The sequence below is a fragment of the Lysobacter sp. 22409 genome (genome assembly GCF_052045105.1).
Classification (GTDB): domain Bacteria; phylum Pseudomonadota; class Gammaproteobacteria; order Xanthomonadales; family Xanthomonadaceae; genus Lysobacter; species Lysobacter antibioticus_B.
This window is the reverse complement of sequence record NZ_JBQEOE010000041.1, coordinates 1-17320: the sequence shown is the minus strand read 5'-3', so window position 1 is coordinate 17320 and position 17320 is coordinate 1. Positions and strand designations below refer to the sequence as shown.

Annotated in this window: 9 protein-coding genes and 1 pseudogene; 1 reads left to right on the top strand and 9 read right to left on the bottom strand. The window is 66.7% G+C overall.

Annotated elements, in window-relative coordinates; all coding sequences use genetic code 11:
* Positions 1–53: 53 nt before the first annotated feature.
* From ACTJJK_RS18455 to sufT, 9 genes and pseudogenes are all read right to left on the bottom strand, one after another.
* Positions 54–2336, bottom strand: a complete 2283-nt coding sequence (locus ACTJJK_RS18455) for a M14 family zinc carboxypeptidase (protein WP_440730908.1) — start codon at positions 2334–2336, stop codon at positions 54–56.
* Positions 2337–2648: 312 nt separating this feature from the next.
* Entirely contained in the window at positions 2649–4664 is a 2016-nt protein-coding gene (locus tag ACTJJK_RS18450; protein ID WP_440730907.1) for a proprotein convertase P-domain-containing protein, read from the bottom strand.
* A gap of 705 nt (positions 4665–5369) precedes the next feature.
* Positions 5370–7373, bottom strand: a complete 2004-nt coding sequence (locus ACTJJK_RS18445) for a PKD domain-containing protein (protein WP_223620319.1) — start codon at positions 7371–7373, stop codon at positions 5370–5372.
* A gap of 289 nt (positions 7374–7662) precedes the next feature.
* Positions 7663–8292, bottom strand: a complete 630-nt coding sequence (locus ACTJJK_RS18440; protein WP_440730921.1) for a PKD domain-containing protein — start codon at positions 8290–8292, stop codon at positions 7663–7665.
* Positions 8278–9615 (bottom strand): annotated as a pseudogene (locus tag ACTJJK_RS18435) (M12 family metallo-peptidase); the annotation flags it as partial. The pseudogene ACTJJK_RS18435 and the gene ACTJJK_RS18440, both read right to left, overlap by 15 nt.
* A gap of 433 nt (positions 9616–10048) precedes the next feature.
* A complete protein-coding gene (locus ACTJJK_RS18430; RefSeq protein WP_440730906.1) occupies positions 10049–10567 on the bottom strand; it encodes a hypothetical protein in 519 nt (172 codons plus the stop codon).
* 285 nt (positions 10568–10852) lie between these two features.
* Positions 10853–12631 (bottom strand): S8 family peptidase, encoded by a 1779-nt coding sequence (locus ACTJJK_RS18425; RefSeq protein ID WP_440730905.1) that lies wholly within the window; start codon positions 12629–12631, stop codon positions 10853–10855.
* A gap of 598 nt (positions 12632–13229) precedes the next feature.
* Positions 13230–15008: a S8 family serine peptidase gene (locus tag ACTJJK_RS18420; protein WP_440730904.1), complete on the bottom strand. Its 1779-nt coding sequence runs from the start codon at positions 15006–15008 to the stop codon at positions 13230–13232.
* Positions 15009–15445: 437 nt separating this feature from the next.
* Positions 15446–15997 carry a putative Fe-S cluster assembly protein SufT gene (gene sufT / locus ACTJJK_RS18415; protein ID WP_031374079.1) on the bottom strand — a complete coding sequence of 184 codons (552 nt, stop codon included), beginning with the start codon at positions 15995–15997 and terminating at the stop codon, positions 15446–15448.
* A 101-nt stretch (positions 15998–16098) separates the two neighbouring features.
* Between sufT and ACTJJK_RS18410 the strand changes: the two genes are divergently transcribed.
* Positions 16099–16551 carry a hypothetical protein gene (locus tag ACTJJK_RS18410; RefSeq protein WP_235186392.1) on the top strand — a complete coding sequence of 151 codons (453 nt, stop codon included), beginning with the start codon at positions 16099–16101 and terminating at the stop codon, positions 16549–16551.
* Positions 16552–17320 lie beyond the last annotated feature (769 nt).

Below are 17320 nucleotides of genomic sequence, written 5' to 3'. Positions count from 1 at the left end.
CCCCGGTCGAAGCCGGGGATGCGCGCTGCAACTTGCCTACGATCCGGAAACGATCAGAAGGTGATGCTCCAACTGTCGATGCGGCCGGTGTCCTGGGTGGCGTTGTCGTTGACGCGCAGCTTCCAGGTGCCATTGAGCGGCTCGCTCGACAGGTTCTTGACGAAGGTGCCGACGACGTTGTCGGCACTGCCGCCGCTGCGGTTGTGGATGTTGTAGAGGGTGCCGTCCGGCGCCACCAGGTCGACTTTCAGATCGCTCTTGTAGCTGTGCAGGATGTTGACCGCGATCGAGGCGTCGCTCGGTGCGTTGCCGGTACGGCCGGACACCACGATGCTGCTCTCGACCGTGGCGTTGTCGGGGATCTGCACGTCGGTGCCGTTGCTGTAGGTCTGGGTGCCGCCGCCTCCGCTGACCGTGACCGAGGCGGTCTTGCTGTGGCTGGCGTTATCGTCGTCGGTGACCGTCAGGGTGACCGTATAAGTGCCCGATGCGGCGTAGGTCTTGCTCGGATGGGTCGCGGTCGAGGTGGTGCCGTCGCCGAAGTTCCAACTGCGCGCCACGATGCTGCCGTCGCTGTCGCTGGAGCTATCGGTGAAGTTCACGCTGAGGCCGCTGACGCTGGAAGTGAAATTCGCGACCGGCGGGGTATTGATGGGACCGGTGCCGCCGACGGTGAAGCGCACCGCGTTCGGCGTGCCCGGCTTGCCGGCGGCGTCGGTGCCCTGCACGTACAAGGTATGCACGCCGTTGGCCAGGCCGGTGGTCGGGATGCTCGCGGTCACGACTTCGCGGCTGCTGTTGTAGCTGCCGTCGCTGGCGTTGAGCGGATACGAGACCGCTCCGGCCGCCCACGGCGGCGCATCGAGGTAGGCCCGCGCCGAAGCGATGTTCTGCACCGGCTCGGTGCCGTTGCTCTGGTTGAACACACTGTCGTCGACGGTCGCCGTCAACGTGACCGGGGTACCGGCCGGCACGGTCGCCGAAGACACGCTGACCGCGGTGGTGTCGGGGCCGGACGGCAGCTTGTACGGCGCCCACAGGCTGCGCGCTGCGTAGCGCAAGGACTTCAGGTTGTCCGGCAGGGTCGTGCCCTGGAAGGTGCTGCAGCTCTCGAAGAACGACACGCCCAGCTCGATCGTGTACGCCGGCACGCCGAGCAGGCCGTACATGGTGTCGTCGGTGGTGCCGTCGGTGGCGTAGAGCTCGTCGGATTGTTGCGGGCGGTAGTTGTTGTGGAAGGCCATGCGCCGGCCGAGCGCACGCAACGCCGCGCTGTTCGGCGCGGGATTGCTGGTGTCGCCCCACGACCACAGCACCAGCTGGGCGGCGCTGTGGATGTCCATGAAAATGCCCTGGTAATCCTCGGGCGCGGCGGTGTTTACGTCGTCGGGACGACGATCCGGGAAGATGCCGCCGGTATACACGCCGCTGCTGTTACGGGTGCCGGCGACCAGGCGCATCAGGTTCTGCGTCTCCGGCTCCGAGGCCGCGAGCGGGCCGCGATAAGTCTCGGCGCAGGCGTTGCCGCTGGAGCCGCCGGCGGCGCTGTTCCAGTGATAAGGGAAGTTGCGGTTGAGGTCGACGCCGATGGCCGAGGCGCTGCAACTGCCATTGCTGTTGTTGACGTTCTTGCGCCAGGACGAGCCCGCCTCGGCCTTTTTGCGGCCGTCGGGATTGGCCTGCAGCACGAACTGGAAGGCGAAGTTGTCGAGCAGCCAGGTCGCCTCGTCGTTCGTGCCGTAGTTGTTGGCCAGCCATTCGGCGAAACGGGTGACGGTTTCGGCCGGCGTGTACTCGCGTGCGTGGATCGAACCGAACAACACCAGGGTCGGCTTGTTCGGCAGCGCGGCGTCGGTCGCCGAATTGGTCAGCTTGAGCACCTTCATCTCGTAGCCGGTGCCGGCGCTCTGGGTCTTCTGCCAGCTCGGTCCGATGTTGGTCACGCGCGCCAACTGCGGCTTGCTCGACGCCAGCTGGTCCATGGTCGTATAGGTTTCCTCGACCGTGCGATAGCAGGCATAACCGGGAATGCTCTTGATGCCGAGCGCGGAGCTTTGCAGCGCGGTCTGCAGGCGTTGCAGTTTCTCGGTCGCGTCGCGATCGACCTCGTACTTGAAGCCGGCGCGGCTCAGCGCGGCCAGATCCTCCGGCATGGCTTCGACGCGGACGGTCTTGGCCTCGCGGTCGACGATCAGATGCTGGAAGCGCGACGCGATGCGTTGCAGCTGCGCGCTGTTGGTGTATTTGGCGGTGACGAAGACAGGCAGGTCATCGGCGGCCTTGGCGCCGGCGGACAAGGCCAGCAACAGGGGCAGCGCGGCGTATTGGAAGCGCATTGGGAAACTCTCCATGTACCGGTACGTTGGACAGCGATGCGGTGGGTGCGGCCACCATGCTGGGTACGCGGCACGTGGGCTGACAAGCGTCGCCCGTCGCGGCCATGCCTCGCTTTCGTGATGCGTACGGCAGAACGGCGCAGTGGTCTGCGATGACGCATGGCGCGTCTTTGGATCGGGGTGCACGCGGCGAGGTCGCCGGGCCGCGCGGAATTCCATTCACCAACAGGACTTCGTCCATGGCGCTTCCCCGCGCACGGAGAAGCGCCGATGGAAACGCCGCGCGCCGTTACGGCGCGCGGCGTCGGTGGATCAGAACGTGATGCTCCACTTGTCGATGCGGCCGGTGTCCAGGTTCGCATTGTCGTTGACGCGCAGCTTCCAGGTACCGTTGAGCGGTTCGCTCGACAGGTTCTTGGTGTAGGTGCCGATGACGTTGTCGGCGCTGCCGCCGGTGCGGTTGTGGATGTTGTAGACCGTGCCGTCCGGCGCCACCAGGTCGACCTTCAGGTCGCTCCTGTAGGTGTGGTAGATCGTCACCTGGATCGGCGTGGTCGCCGAGCCGTTGCCGCTGCGGCCGGACACGGTGATCGAGCTTTCCACGGTGGCGTTGTCGCTGATCGCCACATCGGTCTCGTTGGTGTAGGTCTGCGCACCCGGGCCGCCCGACACCGTGACCGTGCCGGTCTTGGTGTTGGTCGCGCCATCGTCGTCGGTGACGGTCAGCGTGACGGTATAGGTACCGGCGGCGCTGTAGGTCTTGGACGGGTTGGTCGCGGTCGAGGTGGTGCCGTCGCCGAAGTTCCAGCTACGCGAGGCGATGCTGCCGTCGCTGTCGGTGGAGCTGTCGGTGAAGGTCGCGGTCAGGCCGCTGACCGACGAGGTGAAGTTCGCCACCGGCGGATTGTTCGGCGTGCCGCCGCCCGAATCCAGACCGTCGATGAACTGCGCACCGGTGTTGCCCGGGTCGAGCCAGTTGCTCAGGCGCGAATCCGCCGCACCGCCGCCGGTCCACGAGGTGAACACGCGGCCGTAGTAATCGCTGCGGTTGGTGCCGGTGGCGCTGCAGCTCGACGGGCCGCCATGCAACTGACCCAGCACGCGCTTCTCGGGGCTGTAGATCGGCGAACCCGAGGAACCCGGCTCGGTGACGCCGCCGGTCGGTTGCCACTGCACGCGCAAGTGGGTGGTGCCGGCGCCGCCGCCCCAGGCCACGAACGAAGTCGGCTCGGTCGAATTGCTGATGCGCTTCTCGGCCACGTTCGGGTGATGGATCGCGATGGCGCCCGGATAGTTCTGGTCGCGGCGGTCCCAACCGGCCCAGAACAGATTGAACGCAGGGTTGGCCGGCGTGTTCAGTTCAAGCAGCGTGAAGTCGGAGGTCGCGTAAGTCGCCTTGTAGGTCGAGCCGGACTGGGTGTTGGCCATCGAGCCGTCGCCGTTGGCGCCGCTGGCGGGCGTGTTCGGCGGGCGGCAGGTCGAGTTCTGGTAGTTCCAGTACACCACGATGCTGGCCGCGGTCGACGCCGTACCCATGCCGCAATGGTGCGCGGTCAGGAAGTACATCTTCTTGTCGTTGGCGGTGTTGTTGACCAACGAGCCGGTGCAGGCCAGCGAGCCGTTCTTCGAGTAGGCCGCGACCGAGCGGATGATGTCGCGACGTCCGTCGCCTTCGGGGCAGACCACGTCGATATTGCAGGCGCCCGAGACGCCCTTTTCGCCGCTTGCTGCCGCAGCCAGGCGGCGCGCGAGCGGTCCGAAGCCGACATAGTCGTGACCGAGCTTGGTCAGATGCAGCTTCAGCTCGCCCATTTTTGCGGCGGGCACGACTACTTCGATCACCGCCTCTTCGCCGGGCACGATCGCCGTCCACAACTGGCCGGAGGGATTGTTGTCGCGGTCGGTGTATTCGCGGATCAGGCTGCGATCGCCGCCTGCGGTCTGCGTCGCCGGATACACCAGCAGACGGCCGCCGGCCGGCATGTGGTACTGGGTGAAACCGAAGTTCAACGACAGCGCCTTGTCCGAACGCACGCGCTGGCGCCAGATGACGTTGTCGGCATCCAGCTTCTCCCACACGCCCGAATTCAACGGCGTCATGTCGAGATCGAGCGAGGCGGCGAAGCGAGGAATCTCATTGCGCGCTTCGCGCACGCGGTCTTCCGCGCGCAACTTGGCGACGTCCACCGCCGGCATCGCGCGCAGCGCGATCTTGTCCAGGCGCGAGATATTGGCGTGATCGAACGCTGCCGGGCGCGTGGCCGGGGCAGCAAGTGCGGCACTGATCGACAGTCCGAGCAGCAGCAAGGAACCACAAAGTCGTTTCATGAGTCTCTCCGTCCGTAGTAGAGGCAAGACCGCGACGCCGGCTGGGCCGGTGTGTTCGACAATGGCGATGGCGACGGGGTCAGGCGATGGGAACTGGATGCTCCAGCGTTTGATGCAGGCGAGGCCGCATGCTTCCCCTGAGCGTGCGTTTTTTCTACGACGCGTGGTGCGCGTTGCTACCGTGCCTTTGCGACCACGGCGCGACTCTGAGGCACACGCGTCGCGCACAACAAGACGCAAACGCGTCGAGTCGACATCGCATCCGTGCCTGACGTCACGCATACAACGAAGATTTGTTTCGATTGAAATCGGTGTGCCGGAGCGGAAATTGAAACTGAGAACCCGTCCGCGTTCATGATGCAATGCACGACACGAACCCGGGGAACTCCGACGCAGCCGCGTCGACGGCCCATCGCCGGCGCCGCTTTTCCGATGCCATTCCCGCGCGGAAAGATACCTCTTCGACTACGGCTCGCTCCATCGAGAACGGCGGCATTCGGCAGGGAGCGGTACGTTCGTGCCGCCGAAGTGCGCCCGGGTCTCTGCCGCTCGGCACGGCCGGCCTCGCCCGCTCCATCGACATCGTCGCTTCCATGCTTCTATGCGCCACAGGCAGATTCGCTGGCGACTCGAAATGAACTGCGCAAAGAAAAACCCCGGCCGAAGCCGGGGTTTTACAGGGTCATCGCATCGATGCCCGGTCGATCAGAACGTGATGCTCCAACTGTCGATGCGGCCGGTGTCCTGGCTCGCATTGTCGTTGACGCGCAGCTTCCAGGTACCGTTGAGCGCTTCGCTCGACAGGTTCTTGTTGAAGGTGCCGGTGACGTTGTCGGCGCTGCCGCCGCTGCGGTTGTGGATGTTGTAGAGGGTGCCGTCCGGCGCCACCAGGTCGACCTTCAGGTCGCCCTTGTAGGTGTGGACGATGTTGACTGCGATCGGCGTGCTGGCCGGCGCGTTGCCGCTGCGGCCGGACACGACGATCGAGCTTTCGACCGTACTGTTGTCGGCGATGGCGACGTCGGTGCCGTTAGTATAGGTCTGCGCACCGCCGGTGCCGACCGTGACCGAAGCGGTCTTGCTGTGGGTGGCGCCGTCGTCGTCGGTGACCGTCAGGGTGACGGTGTAGGTGCCGGCCGCGGTGTAGGTCTTGCTCGGGTTGGTCGCGGTCGAGCTGGTGCCGTCGCCGAAGTTCCAACTGCGCGAGGCGATGCTGCCGTCGCTGTCGGTGGAGCTGTCGGTGAAGCTCACGGTCAGGCCGCTGGCCGTGGAGCTGAAGTTCGCTACCGGCGGGGTATTGGTCGGCGTGCCGCTGGAGTCGATGCCGTCGATGAACTGCGCACCGGTGCCGGACGGGTCGAGCCAGTTGCTCAGGCGCGTCGCAGCGGAACCGCCGCCGGTCCAGGAGGTGAAGATACGGCCGTAGTAGTCGCTGCGGTCGGCGCCGGTCGCCGAGCAGCTCGACGGGCCGCCGTGCAGTTGGCCCAGCACGCGCTTCTCCGGGCTATAGACCGGCGAACCCGACGAACCCGGCTCGGTCACGCCGCCGTTGGCCTGCCAGAACACGTGCAGGTGGGTACTGCCGCTGGCGCCGTTGTAGCCGCTGATCTGGGTCGCGGTGGTCGAGTGGCTGATGCGCTTCTCGGCGACGTTGGGATGATGGATCGCGGTCGCGCCGGAAAAGTTCTGGTCGCGGCGGTCCCAACCGGCCCAGAACAGGTTGTGGGCCGGGTTGGCGGCGGTGTTGAGTTCGAGCAGGGTGAAGTCGGACGCGGCGTTGGTCGCGCGGACCACCGCGCCGGTCTGCGACTGCGACAGCGAGCCGTCGCCGTTGGCGCCGCTGGAGGACGAGCCCGGGGCGCGGCAGGTCGAGTTCTGGTAGTTCCAGTACACCACCATGCTCGCGGCGATCGCCGCGGTGGTCATGCCGCAATGGTTCGCGGTCAGGAAGTACATCTTCTTGTCGTTGGCGGTGTTGTTGACCAACGAGCCGGTGCACCACATCGTGCCCTGCTTGGAGTACGCGGCGACCGAGCGGATCACGTCGCGGTGGGCGTTGCCTTCGGGGCAGACGACGTCGATGTTGCAACTGCCCGACACGCCGGTGGCCTGCTCCAGCGCGGCTTCGCGCGCGAGCCGGCCCAGGCCCTTGTAATCGTGCTGGACGCCGGCCAGGTGCAGCTTGAGCTCGCCGACCTTGGCGCGCGGCACGACCACTTCGATCACCGCCTCGTCGCCGATCACCACCGGCGTCCACAGCTCGTTGAAGGCGTTGTTGTCGGCCGCGGTGAAGCTGCGTACGCGCGAGGCGTTGGAGCCCGGGGTCTGGTCGGCCGGATAGATCAGCATGCGTGCGCCGGCGGGCAGCTTGAACTGATCGAAATGGAAATTCAGGGTCAGCGCGTTCTTGGATTCGATGCGCGTGCGCCAGACCGCATGGTCGGCGTCGAGGTCTTCCCAGGTGCCGCTGTTGAGGGTGTTCATGTCCACCGGCAACGAAGTGGCGAAGCGCGGCGCTTCGTTGCGGCCACGCTTGAGGTCTTCGGCGCGCAGCTTGGCTACGTCCACCGCCGGCATGCTGCGCAGGGCGATGCGGTCGATGCGCGAAAGACGGGCATTGTCGAAAGCCGCCGGACGCAGGGTCGGGGCGGCGAGCGCGCTGCCGATCGACAGGGCGAGCAGGGCCAGGGAAGCGGTCAGTCGTTTCATTACTTGCTCCATGTTGGGAAGGACGACGTGGTGGCGAGGTTCCGCAACGAAGTCTGGACCGGCCCGGAGCATCCGGCCCCTCGAGGCGAAGGGCCGGATGCCGGGCAAGCGCGCCCGCAGCGAGCTGCGGTCCGCGTCCGGATCGNCCACGGCCGTTTCAGACCATCGTCGAGCGGAAAGCGGACTCCCCTAAGCCCGCCGGTATTTCAGGAGCCCGGCTCCTCAGAAGCCGGGACTCCCCCGTACACGAGGTCCCTCCGGAGGGAGGTTCCTCAAAACGCGAGGCTGATCAGAACGTGATGCTCCAGGTGTCGATGCGGCCGACGTCCTGCGAGGCGCGGTCGGCCGCGCGCAGCTTCCAGGTACCGTTGAGCGGCTCGCTCGACAGGTTCTTGGTGAAGGTGCCGGTGACGTTGTCGGCGCTGCCGCCGCTGCGGTTGTGGATGTTGTAGACCGAGCCGTCCGGCGCGATCAGGTCGACGATCAGGTCGCCCTTGTACGGGTGGACGATGTTGACCGAAACGCTGGCGTTGCTCGGCGCGTTGCCGCTGCGCCCGGACACGGCGATGCTGCTGCTCGCGCCGGTGGCGTTGTTGTCCGGGATGTTGACGTCGGTGCCGTTGCTATAGGTCTGCACGCCGCTGGCGCTGACCGTGACCGAGGCGGTCTTGCTGTGGGTGGCGCCGTCGTCGTCGGTGACCGTCAGGACGACGCTGTAGGTGCCGGCTGCGGTGTAAGTCTTGCTCGGGTTGGTCGCGGTCGAGCTGGTGCCGTCGCCGAAGTTCCAGCTGCGCGAGGCGATGCTGCCGTCGCTGTCGGTGGAGCTGTCGGTGAAGTTCACCGTCAGGCCGCTGGCGCTGGAGCTGAAATTCGCCACCGGTGCGACATTGGCGCCCGGGTCGGCGCGGAATGCCGCCATCGCCGCCTTGGTCTGCACCAGCACGCGCTGGTTGTGGTTCACATCGGCCGTGCCCATCGCCACGCCGCCATAGGTGACGTCCGGGTTGGACCAGTAGTTCAGGCGGGTGCAGGCCGTGCCCGGGCACTGGTAGGCCATGATGGTGCGCCAGCGAGCACCCTGCGCGGGCATGTACTGGTAACCGTGACCGTAAGCGTAAGGCAGCGTGTTCGGATCGTTCTGCTGGTTGTGACGGGCCGACAACAGATGGCCGATCTCGTGAGCGAAGCTGTAGTAGCCGGTCGCGCAATCGTAGTGCACGGTCGCGAACGCGGTGGCGGCGTTCGAACCGATCGCGGCCGCGCGGCCGCAGTTGCTGTCGTCGTTGATGACCAGGACATTGACGTCGGCGGCATTGGCGTCGCGGGTACCGTGGATGTCGTCCATGTAACCGTCGTTGGTACCTTCGAAGCGGTCCACGTCGGTGGCGTGGCCGTCGCCGACCGAGGTGTATTGGACGGTGCGGTAGTTGGCCAGCACCATGTTGATGCCGACGTTGGAATTGACGTAGCCCTGGTTGCTTTCGGCGACGGCCAGTTCGACCAGCGCCTCCATATCGCCGCCATAAGCCGTGACCGCGTCGTTGGTCGCGACCACCTGCACACGGATGGTGGCGGTGGCTCCGGGCTCGGTCGCGGCCGGGCCGACCAGGCCGCCGCTGCGGGCGGCCTGCGTGGCGGCCGCGCGCATGTCGATCTGGGGCAGGCTCGCCTCGTTGTAGTCGGCGGCATGATCGGGCGGCATGCGGGTTTCGTCGACCTCGATCACCGCATGGCTGCCGTCGGCGAGCGGACGGATGCGATACAGCTGGCCGTCGACGCGGACGTTGCCGGTGACGCCGTTGCCGCGGCGCACCAGGGCGACCGAGTTGCGTTCGTCGTGACGCACTTCGCGCGCAGTGCGGGCGGCGGCCTTGCCGGTGCCGCGCAGGTGGCCCATCCAGACCGTGCTGCCGCCGCGGGTTTCGCGGACGTTGTCGAGCACGGCGTTGACCAGGTGGCCGCCGAGCTGCAGTTCGATTTCGCGCGTCTGCGCGCTGACCACGGCGGCATCGGCGCGCTTGAGCCGCAGCGAGGCGGTGGCCGGCGCGGCGGCCAGGCTCTGCGCACGGCCTAGGGCGGACGAGCCCTGGCTGCCGGCGATACCGGCGCGCGGCGTGGCGTCGCCGACGAACAGCGGTTGTGCGGCGAAGGCCGGCAGTGCGGCGATCGCGGATGCGAGTACGGCGACGCGAGCGGTGTTCAGGCCGCGCGCACGGACGCGGTTGCGAGACTTGCTGGTCATTGGTGGAACCCCCGAAGGAAGTAAAGCCGCAAACGCGGCCGAAAGGTGATCGCCGGAACATCGAAGGCAGGCGGCCTGTTCGCCAGTACCTGTTCGCCCTCGTGCCCCGATCTGGCGTTTCGTGATTGCGGATCGAGTCGTCGTCCCTCCGCACTTCGACGCTAACGTTTCGCGCAAGGCCGCGGCAACGGTTTGGCCTGCGATTAGACGGCACCGTTCGTGATGCAGGTCATGCATCGGAAAACTCTTTCGCGCAGGCGAAATCCGCCGATCGCGGAGCGATAAAACCTCCGCGCGACGGCGCCTTTCGCGCAACAAAAAACCCCGGCTTTTGCCGGGGTTTTTTTGTGCTTCGCAGCGAAGATTGCGTGCCTTGCGTCAATGAATTTCTTGCAGTCTTGCTGGAGGTTCCGGCGACGCGTCGCGCCGGCGATTACTTCTCGATGACCTCCGGCCCGCGGATGATCGGATCGAGCGCGATGTGGTTGTCGGGCTCGATGAACTGCACGTCCGGATCGGCGGCGAAGGCCTGCATCAGGCGCTGCGCGCCGGCGCGGTCGAGCGCCGGGCTGACGCTGAACACGTCGGCGTTGATGCCCATGCGGTGCTTCCAGGTCAGGGTCGGGGCGCCCCCCTTGCCGGCCACGCCTTGCAGGCGCTGCGCGGTCTGGTTCAGGCGCGTCTGCACCGTGTCTTGCTGCTTGAGCGGCGCGCTGTCGTCGCGGTACTTGACGATGAACTGCGCGAATGGGCCGCCGCCGGCGGGTTCGCCGACTTGGGCCGGCGCCCGCTTCGGGTTCGGATTCACTTCCGGATTGACTTCGGAATTCACTTGGGATCTCGCGCCGGGAGTGTTGTCGGGAGTGGTGCTGGAGGCCATGCAGGCGGTCATCGCAATGGAGAGGAACAAGGCCGTGGACGACAGCCACAACGTACGGATCGGGAACGGCATGCGGGCTTCTCCTGTGAGCGGGTATCGATGGAACGCATGAACCTGAGGTTCGGGGTTGCATCTTGCGATGAAAAGATCGGGCATCGCGACCGGTCGCGGCCCGCTGCCGGCGACGTTCAGAGCTTACTCCCCGCGTTCGTTGGCGGACGTGAGCGCGCTATCTGGCACAGCCGGAAGTCGGCGTGCGTTCACCTCGGTGACTGCGCGCGAGCCTAAAAAAAAGAACCCCGGTCGAAACCGGGGTTCTGAACGTCGGCAAGCCTCACGGGCAGCCTGCCGGCGGGTTTAGAACGTGATGCTCCAGGTGTCGATGCGACCGGTGTCCTGCGAGGCGTTGTCGTTGACGCGCAGCTTCCAGGTGCCGTTGAGCGTTTCGCTCGACAGGTTCTTGGTGAAGGTGCCGACGACGTTGTCGGTGCCCGAGCCGGTGCGGTTGTGGATGTTGTAGAGCGTGCCGTCCGGCGCGATCAGGTCGACCTTCAGGTCGCCCTTGTAGGTGTGGACGATGTTGACCGAGATCGAAGCATTGCTCGGCGCGTTGCCGGTGCGGCCCGACACGGCGATGCTGCTTTCGACCGTGGCGTTGTCGCGGATGGCGACGTCGGTGCCGTTGGTGTAGGTCTGCACACCGGTCGGCGGGGTGCCGCCGCCGAGCGCGTCGAGCGCGGCCTTGGCGTTGACGATGCCGGCGCCGCAACCGCCCGAGCAGGCGCCCGGGAGCGCACGCGCGGTGTTCTTGAGCAGGGTCTCGATTTCGGCCGGGGTCTTCGGCGTGGTCGCCTTCGACTGCAGCAGTGCGACCACACCGGCGACGTGCGGCGAAGCCATCGAGGTGCCGCTCATGTACACGTACTGCTCGGCGCCCTGGGTGGTGGTGCCGCCGTTGTGGGTCGAGGCGATCTGGTCGCCCGGCGCCGACACGTCGATGCCGGTGCCGTAGTTCGAGAAGCCCGCCTTGGCGCCGGCCGAGGTGGTGGCCGCGACCGCGATGACGTTGGCGCAGTTGGCCGGCGTCGAGGTCGAGACGTTCGCGCTTTCGTTGCCGGCGGCCACGACGATGGTGGTGCCGCGGCCGACCGCGCCGTTGATCGCGGTCTGGTAGCTGCTCGGGCAGGCGCCGCCGCCGCCCAGGCTGAGGTTGATCACTTCGGCCGGGTTGGCGTTGGCCGGGATGCCCGACACGCTGCCGCCCGAAGCCCAGACGATGGCGTCGGAGATGTCGGAGTCGTAACCGCCGCAGCGGCCGAGCACGCGCACCGGCACGACCTTGGCGTTGAACGCGGTGCCGGCGACGCCCTTGGCGTTGTTGGTCACCGCGGCGACGGTACCGGCGACGTGAGTGCCGTGCCAGCTCGAATCGCTGGCGTCGACGTCGTAGCCGGGCTGGTCGCACTCGGTGGCGTTGTTCCAGTCGCCTTCGTCGTTCGGGTTCGAATCGCGGCCGTCGCCGTCGCGCGAGACGAAGGTGTCGGTAATGAAGTCGTAGCCCGGCAGGATGTTGGCGTTGAGGTCGCTGTGCGGGGTGATGCCGGTGTCGAGCACGGCAACGACCGCGCCGCTGCCGGTGGAGACGTCCCAGGCCTGGTCGACGCGCATGCCGCCGTTGGCGCCGTTGAAGCCGTACTGCACGCCGTAGTGAGTGTCGTTCGGGGTCAGCAGGGCATGGCGGCGCACGTCGACTTCGACGAAGTCCACGTTCGGGTCGGCGGCGATCTGGCGCATCAGCGATTCGGCCTCGGCGCGATCGAGCGCACGGTCCGCGCGCACCACATCGGCGCCGATGGCGGTGCGGCGCAGGTGCTTCAGGCCGAGCGCGGCCTTGCCCTTGACCTTGCCGGCCGATGCGGTCGCGGCGGTGCTGAGCGCGCTCTGCACGCTCGCGGCGCTGCTGCGCTCGACGCTGCCGTCGCGGTACTTGACGATGAATCGGTCGAACTTGGCGGCGGTCTGCAGGCCGCTGAGGTTGACGCGCTCGGCGGCGAAAGCCGAGCCGGCGACGGTCGAAGCCAGCACCAGGGCGGTGGCGGCGGCAAGGGCGTGTACGCGATTCGAACGAACGGACATCTGTTGAGAACCCCTAAACTGAAGTGGCCGCAGTGCGGCGGAGTCGTCCGGTGGACCGTCGGCAACGACGAGGACGCCGCGATGCCCGGACTTGTTCGCGAAGCGCATCCGGCGAAAGCCGATGCGATCCGTCGATCCACGCTAACGATTGCGCGGCCGCAACGACAAGAGATCGACGTCACCGTTTTGTGGCGTAAAAGTGAAGCAAATCACGCATTTGTTACGCACTTGTGTGGCGATCGTCACAACGTAAAAACGTAAAAACCCCCTACCTCAGGCGCGAAAAAGTGTCGCCGGACACATCTTCGTGGGAGCCGTCCTGGACACCGTGATGACGCGATGCCCGGGTGATCCATCCGCAACGCCGAGCCCGCATTGCGCCGCTGCGAGCCGCCATGCTTCAACCCGGCACGCGTTTAGCGACTGCGCATTCAGCGACCACGCGTCCGGACGTCGAAGCGCACCCGGAGCGCCACTGAATCGCCCGTTCGCAGGGCTTTCGTTCGAACCGATGCCCTGCCCCACGCGGCAAAAAAAGACCCCGGCCGAAGCCGGGGTCGGTGTTGCGCCTGGGTCTATGCGGACCGTCGGCCCGCCATCAGAACGTGATGCTCCAGGTGTCGATGCGGCCGACGTCGACCGCCGCGGCATCGACCGCGCGCAGCTTCCAGGTGCCGTTGAGCGCTTCGCTGGACAGGTTCACCGTGAACGTGCCGCTGACGTTGTCGGCGCTGCCGCCGCTGCGGTTATGGATGTTGTAAACCGAACCGTCCGGCGCGATCAGGTCGACCTTCAGGTCACCCTTGTAAGGGTGGATGATGTTGACCGTCACCGAAGCGTTGCTCGGCGCGTTGCCGGTGCGGCCCGACACCGTGATGCTGCTCGACACGCCGGTCGTGTTGTTGTCCGGAATGTTGTAGTCGGTGCCGTTGCTGTAGGTCTGCGTGCCCGGGTTCGGGGTGCCGCCGAGCGCATCCAGCGCCGCCTTGGCGTTGACGATGCCCACGCCGATCGGCTGGTCCGGCGTCTGCGGGAAAGCGCGCGCGGTGTTCTTGAGCAGGGTTTCGATTTCGGCCGGGGTCTTCGGCGTCGTCGCCTTGGCCTGCAGCAGCGCGACCACGCCGGCGACGTGCGGCGTCGCCATCGAGGTGCCGCCGTAGGACGCATAGCTCTCAGCGCCCGGGGTGGTGGTGCCGGCGTTGAGCGTCGACAGGATGTTCGAACCCGGGGCGGCGATGTCGACCACCGCGCCGTAGTTCGACTTCTGCGTGCTGCTCCACACCGAACGCGCACCGGCGCTGTCGACCGCGCCGACCGTGATCACGCCCGTGCAGTTGGCCGGACGCGCATCGGCGGCATTGCCGTTGTTGTTGCCGGCGGCGACGACGACGGTGGTGCCGCGCGAGACAGCGCCGTTGATCGCGGCCTGGTAGGTCGAACCGCAGGCGCCGGAACCGCCGAGGCTCATGTTGATGACTTCGGCCGGGTTGGCGTTGGCCGGCACGCCGGAAACGGTGCCGCCCGAGGCCCAGGTGATGGCGTCGGCGATGTCGGCCAGGCTGCCGCCGCACTTGGCGAGCACGCGCACCGGTACGACCTTGGCGTTGTACGCGGTGCCGGCCACGCCCTTGGCGTTGTTGGTCACCGCCGCGACGGTGCCGGCGACGTGGGTGCCGTGCCAGCTCGAATTGCTGTTGTAGGTGCGGCCGCACTCACCGGCGACGAACCAGTCGCCCTGATCGCTCGGATCGGAATCGCGGCCGTTGCCGTCGCGCGCGGCGGTGGCGTCGCTGACGAAATCGTAGCCGGGCAGGATGTTGGCGTTGAGGTCGGTGTGGCTGACGATGCCGGTGTCGATCACGGCCACGACCACGCCGGTGCCGGTGCTGATGTCCCAGGCGGTGGTGGCGTTGATGCCGGCGTCGGCATCGGTGTAGCCCCATTGCTCGCCGAAGCGGGTGTCGTTCGGGGTGGCGGTCGGATACATGCGCGCATTCGGCTCGACGTATTCGACGTTCGGGTCGGCGGCGATCTGGCGCATCAGCGATTCGGCTTCGACGCGGTCGAGCTTGCGGCCGGCGCGGACCACGTCCGAACCGAGCGCGGTGCGGCGCAGGTGCTTGAGGCCGAGCGCCTTGCCCTTGCCGGCGAAACCGGTCGCGGCGCTGCTCAGCGAACGCTCGAGGGTGGCGGCGTTGCTGCGCTGGGCGCTGCCGTCGCGGTATTTGACGATGAATTCGTCCTGGCTTTCATTGGCCAGGGCGGCGAGGTTGATGCGATCGGCGGCGAAGGCGGACATCGCGACGCAGGACAGCGCGGTCACGGTGGCGGCGGCGAGCGCGTGCTTGCGCATCGCGCGCATGGAACGATCGGACATGGATGGAACCCCCAAAAACGAAGTGCCGAATGACGGCGTCAACGCGCGGTGGTCTGCCTCGAACCGATGTTGAGTCGTCCGCGACAGCGTCCGCGCTGTTTGTGTACGGACTCGCTATGACCCGGTCCGCGGTATCACGCTAAGCGCTGGACAAATGTGCCTTCAAGCCGGCGCGGGCCAATTAACAGGGCCCCGGACGTGTCTTCTGTCACGCATTCCGACAGTGCGCGGGCGCATGCGGCTTCGCCGTGGGAAACATGAACGCGTCGCACCGGTGCCGCAGCGGCGCGATGAATGGCCTCGCCGAGAGACAGGACGAGGCATGCCGGCGACAGCCCTCGGCCGCGTCGGTTCAGCGTGTTCAGGTCGCTAAGCGGCGTGCCAGCGGAGGGCGGCGACGCGCGGTTCGAACGGCAGCGGCGGTGCCGCAGCTCCGTTCAGAGCATGCCGGTTTCGAGCCGGGCGGCCTCGGACATCATGTTGCGGTTCCACGGCGGGTCGAACACCAGCTCGACGTCGGCTTCGGCCACGGTCGGGATCATCTCGAGCTTGGCGCGCACGTCGTCGACCAGGATGTCGCCCATGCCGCAGGCCGGCGCGGTCAGGGTCATGCGGACCTCGACCGTGCGCTGGCCGTCGTCGCGGTGCTTGACGGTGGCCTCGTAGACCAGGCCCAGCTCGACCACGTTGATCGGGATCTCCGGGTCGAAACAGGTGCGCAGCTGCCGCCACACCAGTTGCTCGACGGCTTCGTCGTCGGCGCCTTCGGGCAATTCCAGCGGTTCCGGCGGCTCCTTGCCGATCGCGTCGGCGTCGCGGCCGGCGATGCGGAACAGGTTGCCTTCGACGAAAACGGTGTAACTGCCGCCGAGGGCCTGGGTGACATAGCCGACGCTGCCCGCGGGCAAGGTGACCTGGTCGCCCTGGGGCACCAGGACGACGGCGCAATCGCGCTCGAAACGGACGGGTTCGCTGCTGCGGGAATACATGGCGGAAAGATGGGGATGCCGTGCCGCAGCACAAGTCGCACCATTCTACCGGGCTGGGGCCGCTATGCTGTAGGGCTTGCCCCGCCCACAGTGTTCCGCCCATGACCGTCGCCCACCCGACCGAACAGCGCAGCCCAGCCTCGGCCGATCGCCGCGAACGCCGCATCACCCCGTTTTCCTGGCTGCTGCTGTTGCTCGGCACCTTCGGTTTCGCGGCGTTCTGGGTGTTGTTTTCGGTCGCCTACGACCATCAGTTCAGTTGGATGGCGGTGTTCGGGGCGCTCGACATCGCCTGGATGCTGCGCCTGGGCGGCTGGCGCCCGGGCCCGCGCCGGGCGGCACTGGGCCTGGCGGCGACCGCCGTGATCGTCGCGGTGGCCAACTGGGGCATCGCTTCGTCCCAGGTCGGCGCCATGCTCGGGCTCGACCCGCTCGAGGCGGCGACCAAGCTGGGGCCGCATTTCGCCTGGACCCTGATCCAGCTAGCCAACACCGGCACCGACCTGGCCTGGCTGGCCGCGGCCGCGGTGGTGGCGGTGCTGGCTTCGCGCTGAGCTTGGCGTTTGGGGCAGGGGTTTCTGCCCCTGTAGGAGCGGCGTGAGCCGCGACCACGGGACGCACAGAAACAACAACGCCCCTCGACACCTATCGAAGCCTCTCGCTTGCGCAGGGGTAAGAGCGGCGTCCTACTGGATTTCCTTCGGTCACAAGCCGCGATCAAGGAACGCGCAGAAACATCAACGCCGGTGTCGTTCATCGAAAGCGGCGTGCCGTCGCGGGGGTAGGAGCGGCGCGAGCCGCGACCGCACCGTTTCGGTCTCGCGGTGCATCGTTCAAGCAGGATCAGGATCAAACGCCTAAAGCTTCCGCCACTAAAGCGGCGGGTAACTTTCTTTTGTCTAAAGCAACAAAAGAAAGTCACCAAAGAAGTTGCTTTTGCTTTGAATCACAGGCCCGCACGAGCGATGCCAACGCGGATATTTTTCATACGGGACATCCCTGTCCCGATGAAAAACGGCCCGCATCCATGCGGGCCGCCCTTTGGGTCTTCTATCGCCCTCGCGAGTGCCAAGCGACGCACAGCCACAGCAAGAGCAAGAGCAACGACGTTACCAGGGTAGGAGCGGCGCGAGCCGCGACCGCGTTCGTCCAGCCGCCATCGCCGGCCGGGATGGGTATCTGTCTCAACCACGGCGCCGTTGCCGTTGCCGTTGCCGTGAAAGCTTGGCGCAGCGATGAGCTCGCGATGCAACCGTAGACCCGGAGGGCGCCGCACAGGACGTGCGGCGTTTTCCGATAAGACAGGGACGTCTTATCGGAAAA

Bases quoted from the DNA above. Each gene is read 5' to 3' on its own strand.
- ACTJJK_RS18455 (WP_440730908.1), bottom strand. From the start codon at position 2,336: ATGCGCTTCCAATACGCCGCGCTGCCCCTGTTGCTGGCCTTGTCCGCC.
- ACTJJK_RS18450 (WP_440730907.1), bottom strand. From the start codon at position 4,664: ATGAAACGACTTTGTGGTTCCTTGCTGCTGCTCGGACTGTCGATCAGT.
- ACTJJK_RS18445 (WP_223620319.1), bottom strand. From the start codon at position 7,373: ATGAAACGACTGACCGCTTCCCTGGCCCTGCTCGCCCTGTCGATCGGC.
- ACTJJK_RS18440 (WP_440730921.1), bottom strand. From the start codon at position 8,292: ATGGCGGCATTCCGCGCCGACCCGGGCGCCAATGTCGCACCGGTGGCG.
- ACTJJK_RS18430 (WP_440730906.1), bottom strand. From the start codon at position 10,567: ATGCCGTTCCCGATCCGTACGTTGTGGCTGTCGTCCACGGCCTTGTTC.
- ACTJJK_RS18425 (WP_440730905.1), bottom strand. From the start codon at position 12,631: ATGTCCGTTCGTTCGAATCGCGTACACGCCCTTGCCGCCGCCACCGCC.
- ACTJJK_RS18420 (WP_440730904.1), bottom strand. From the start codon at position 15,008: ATGTCCGATCGTTCCATGCGCGCGATGCGCAAGCACGCGCTCGCCGCC.
- sufT (WP_031374079.1), bottom strand. From the start codon at position 15,997: ATGTATTCCCGCAGCAGCGAACCCGTCCGTTTCGAGCGCGATTGCGCC.
- ACTJJK_RS18410 (WP_235186392.1), top strand. From the start codon at position 16,099: ATGACCGTCGCCCACCCGACCGAACAGCGCAGCCCAGCCTCGGCCGAT.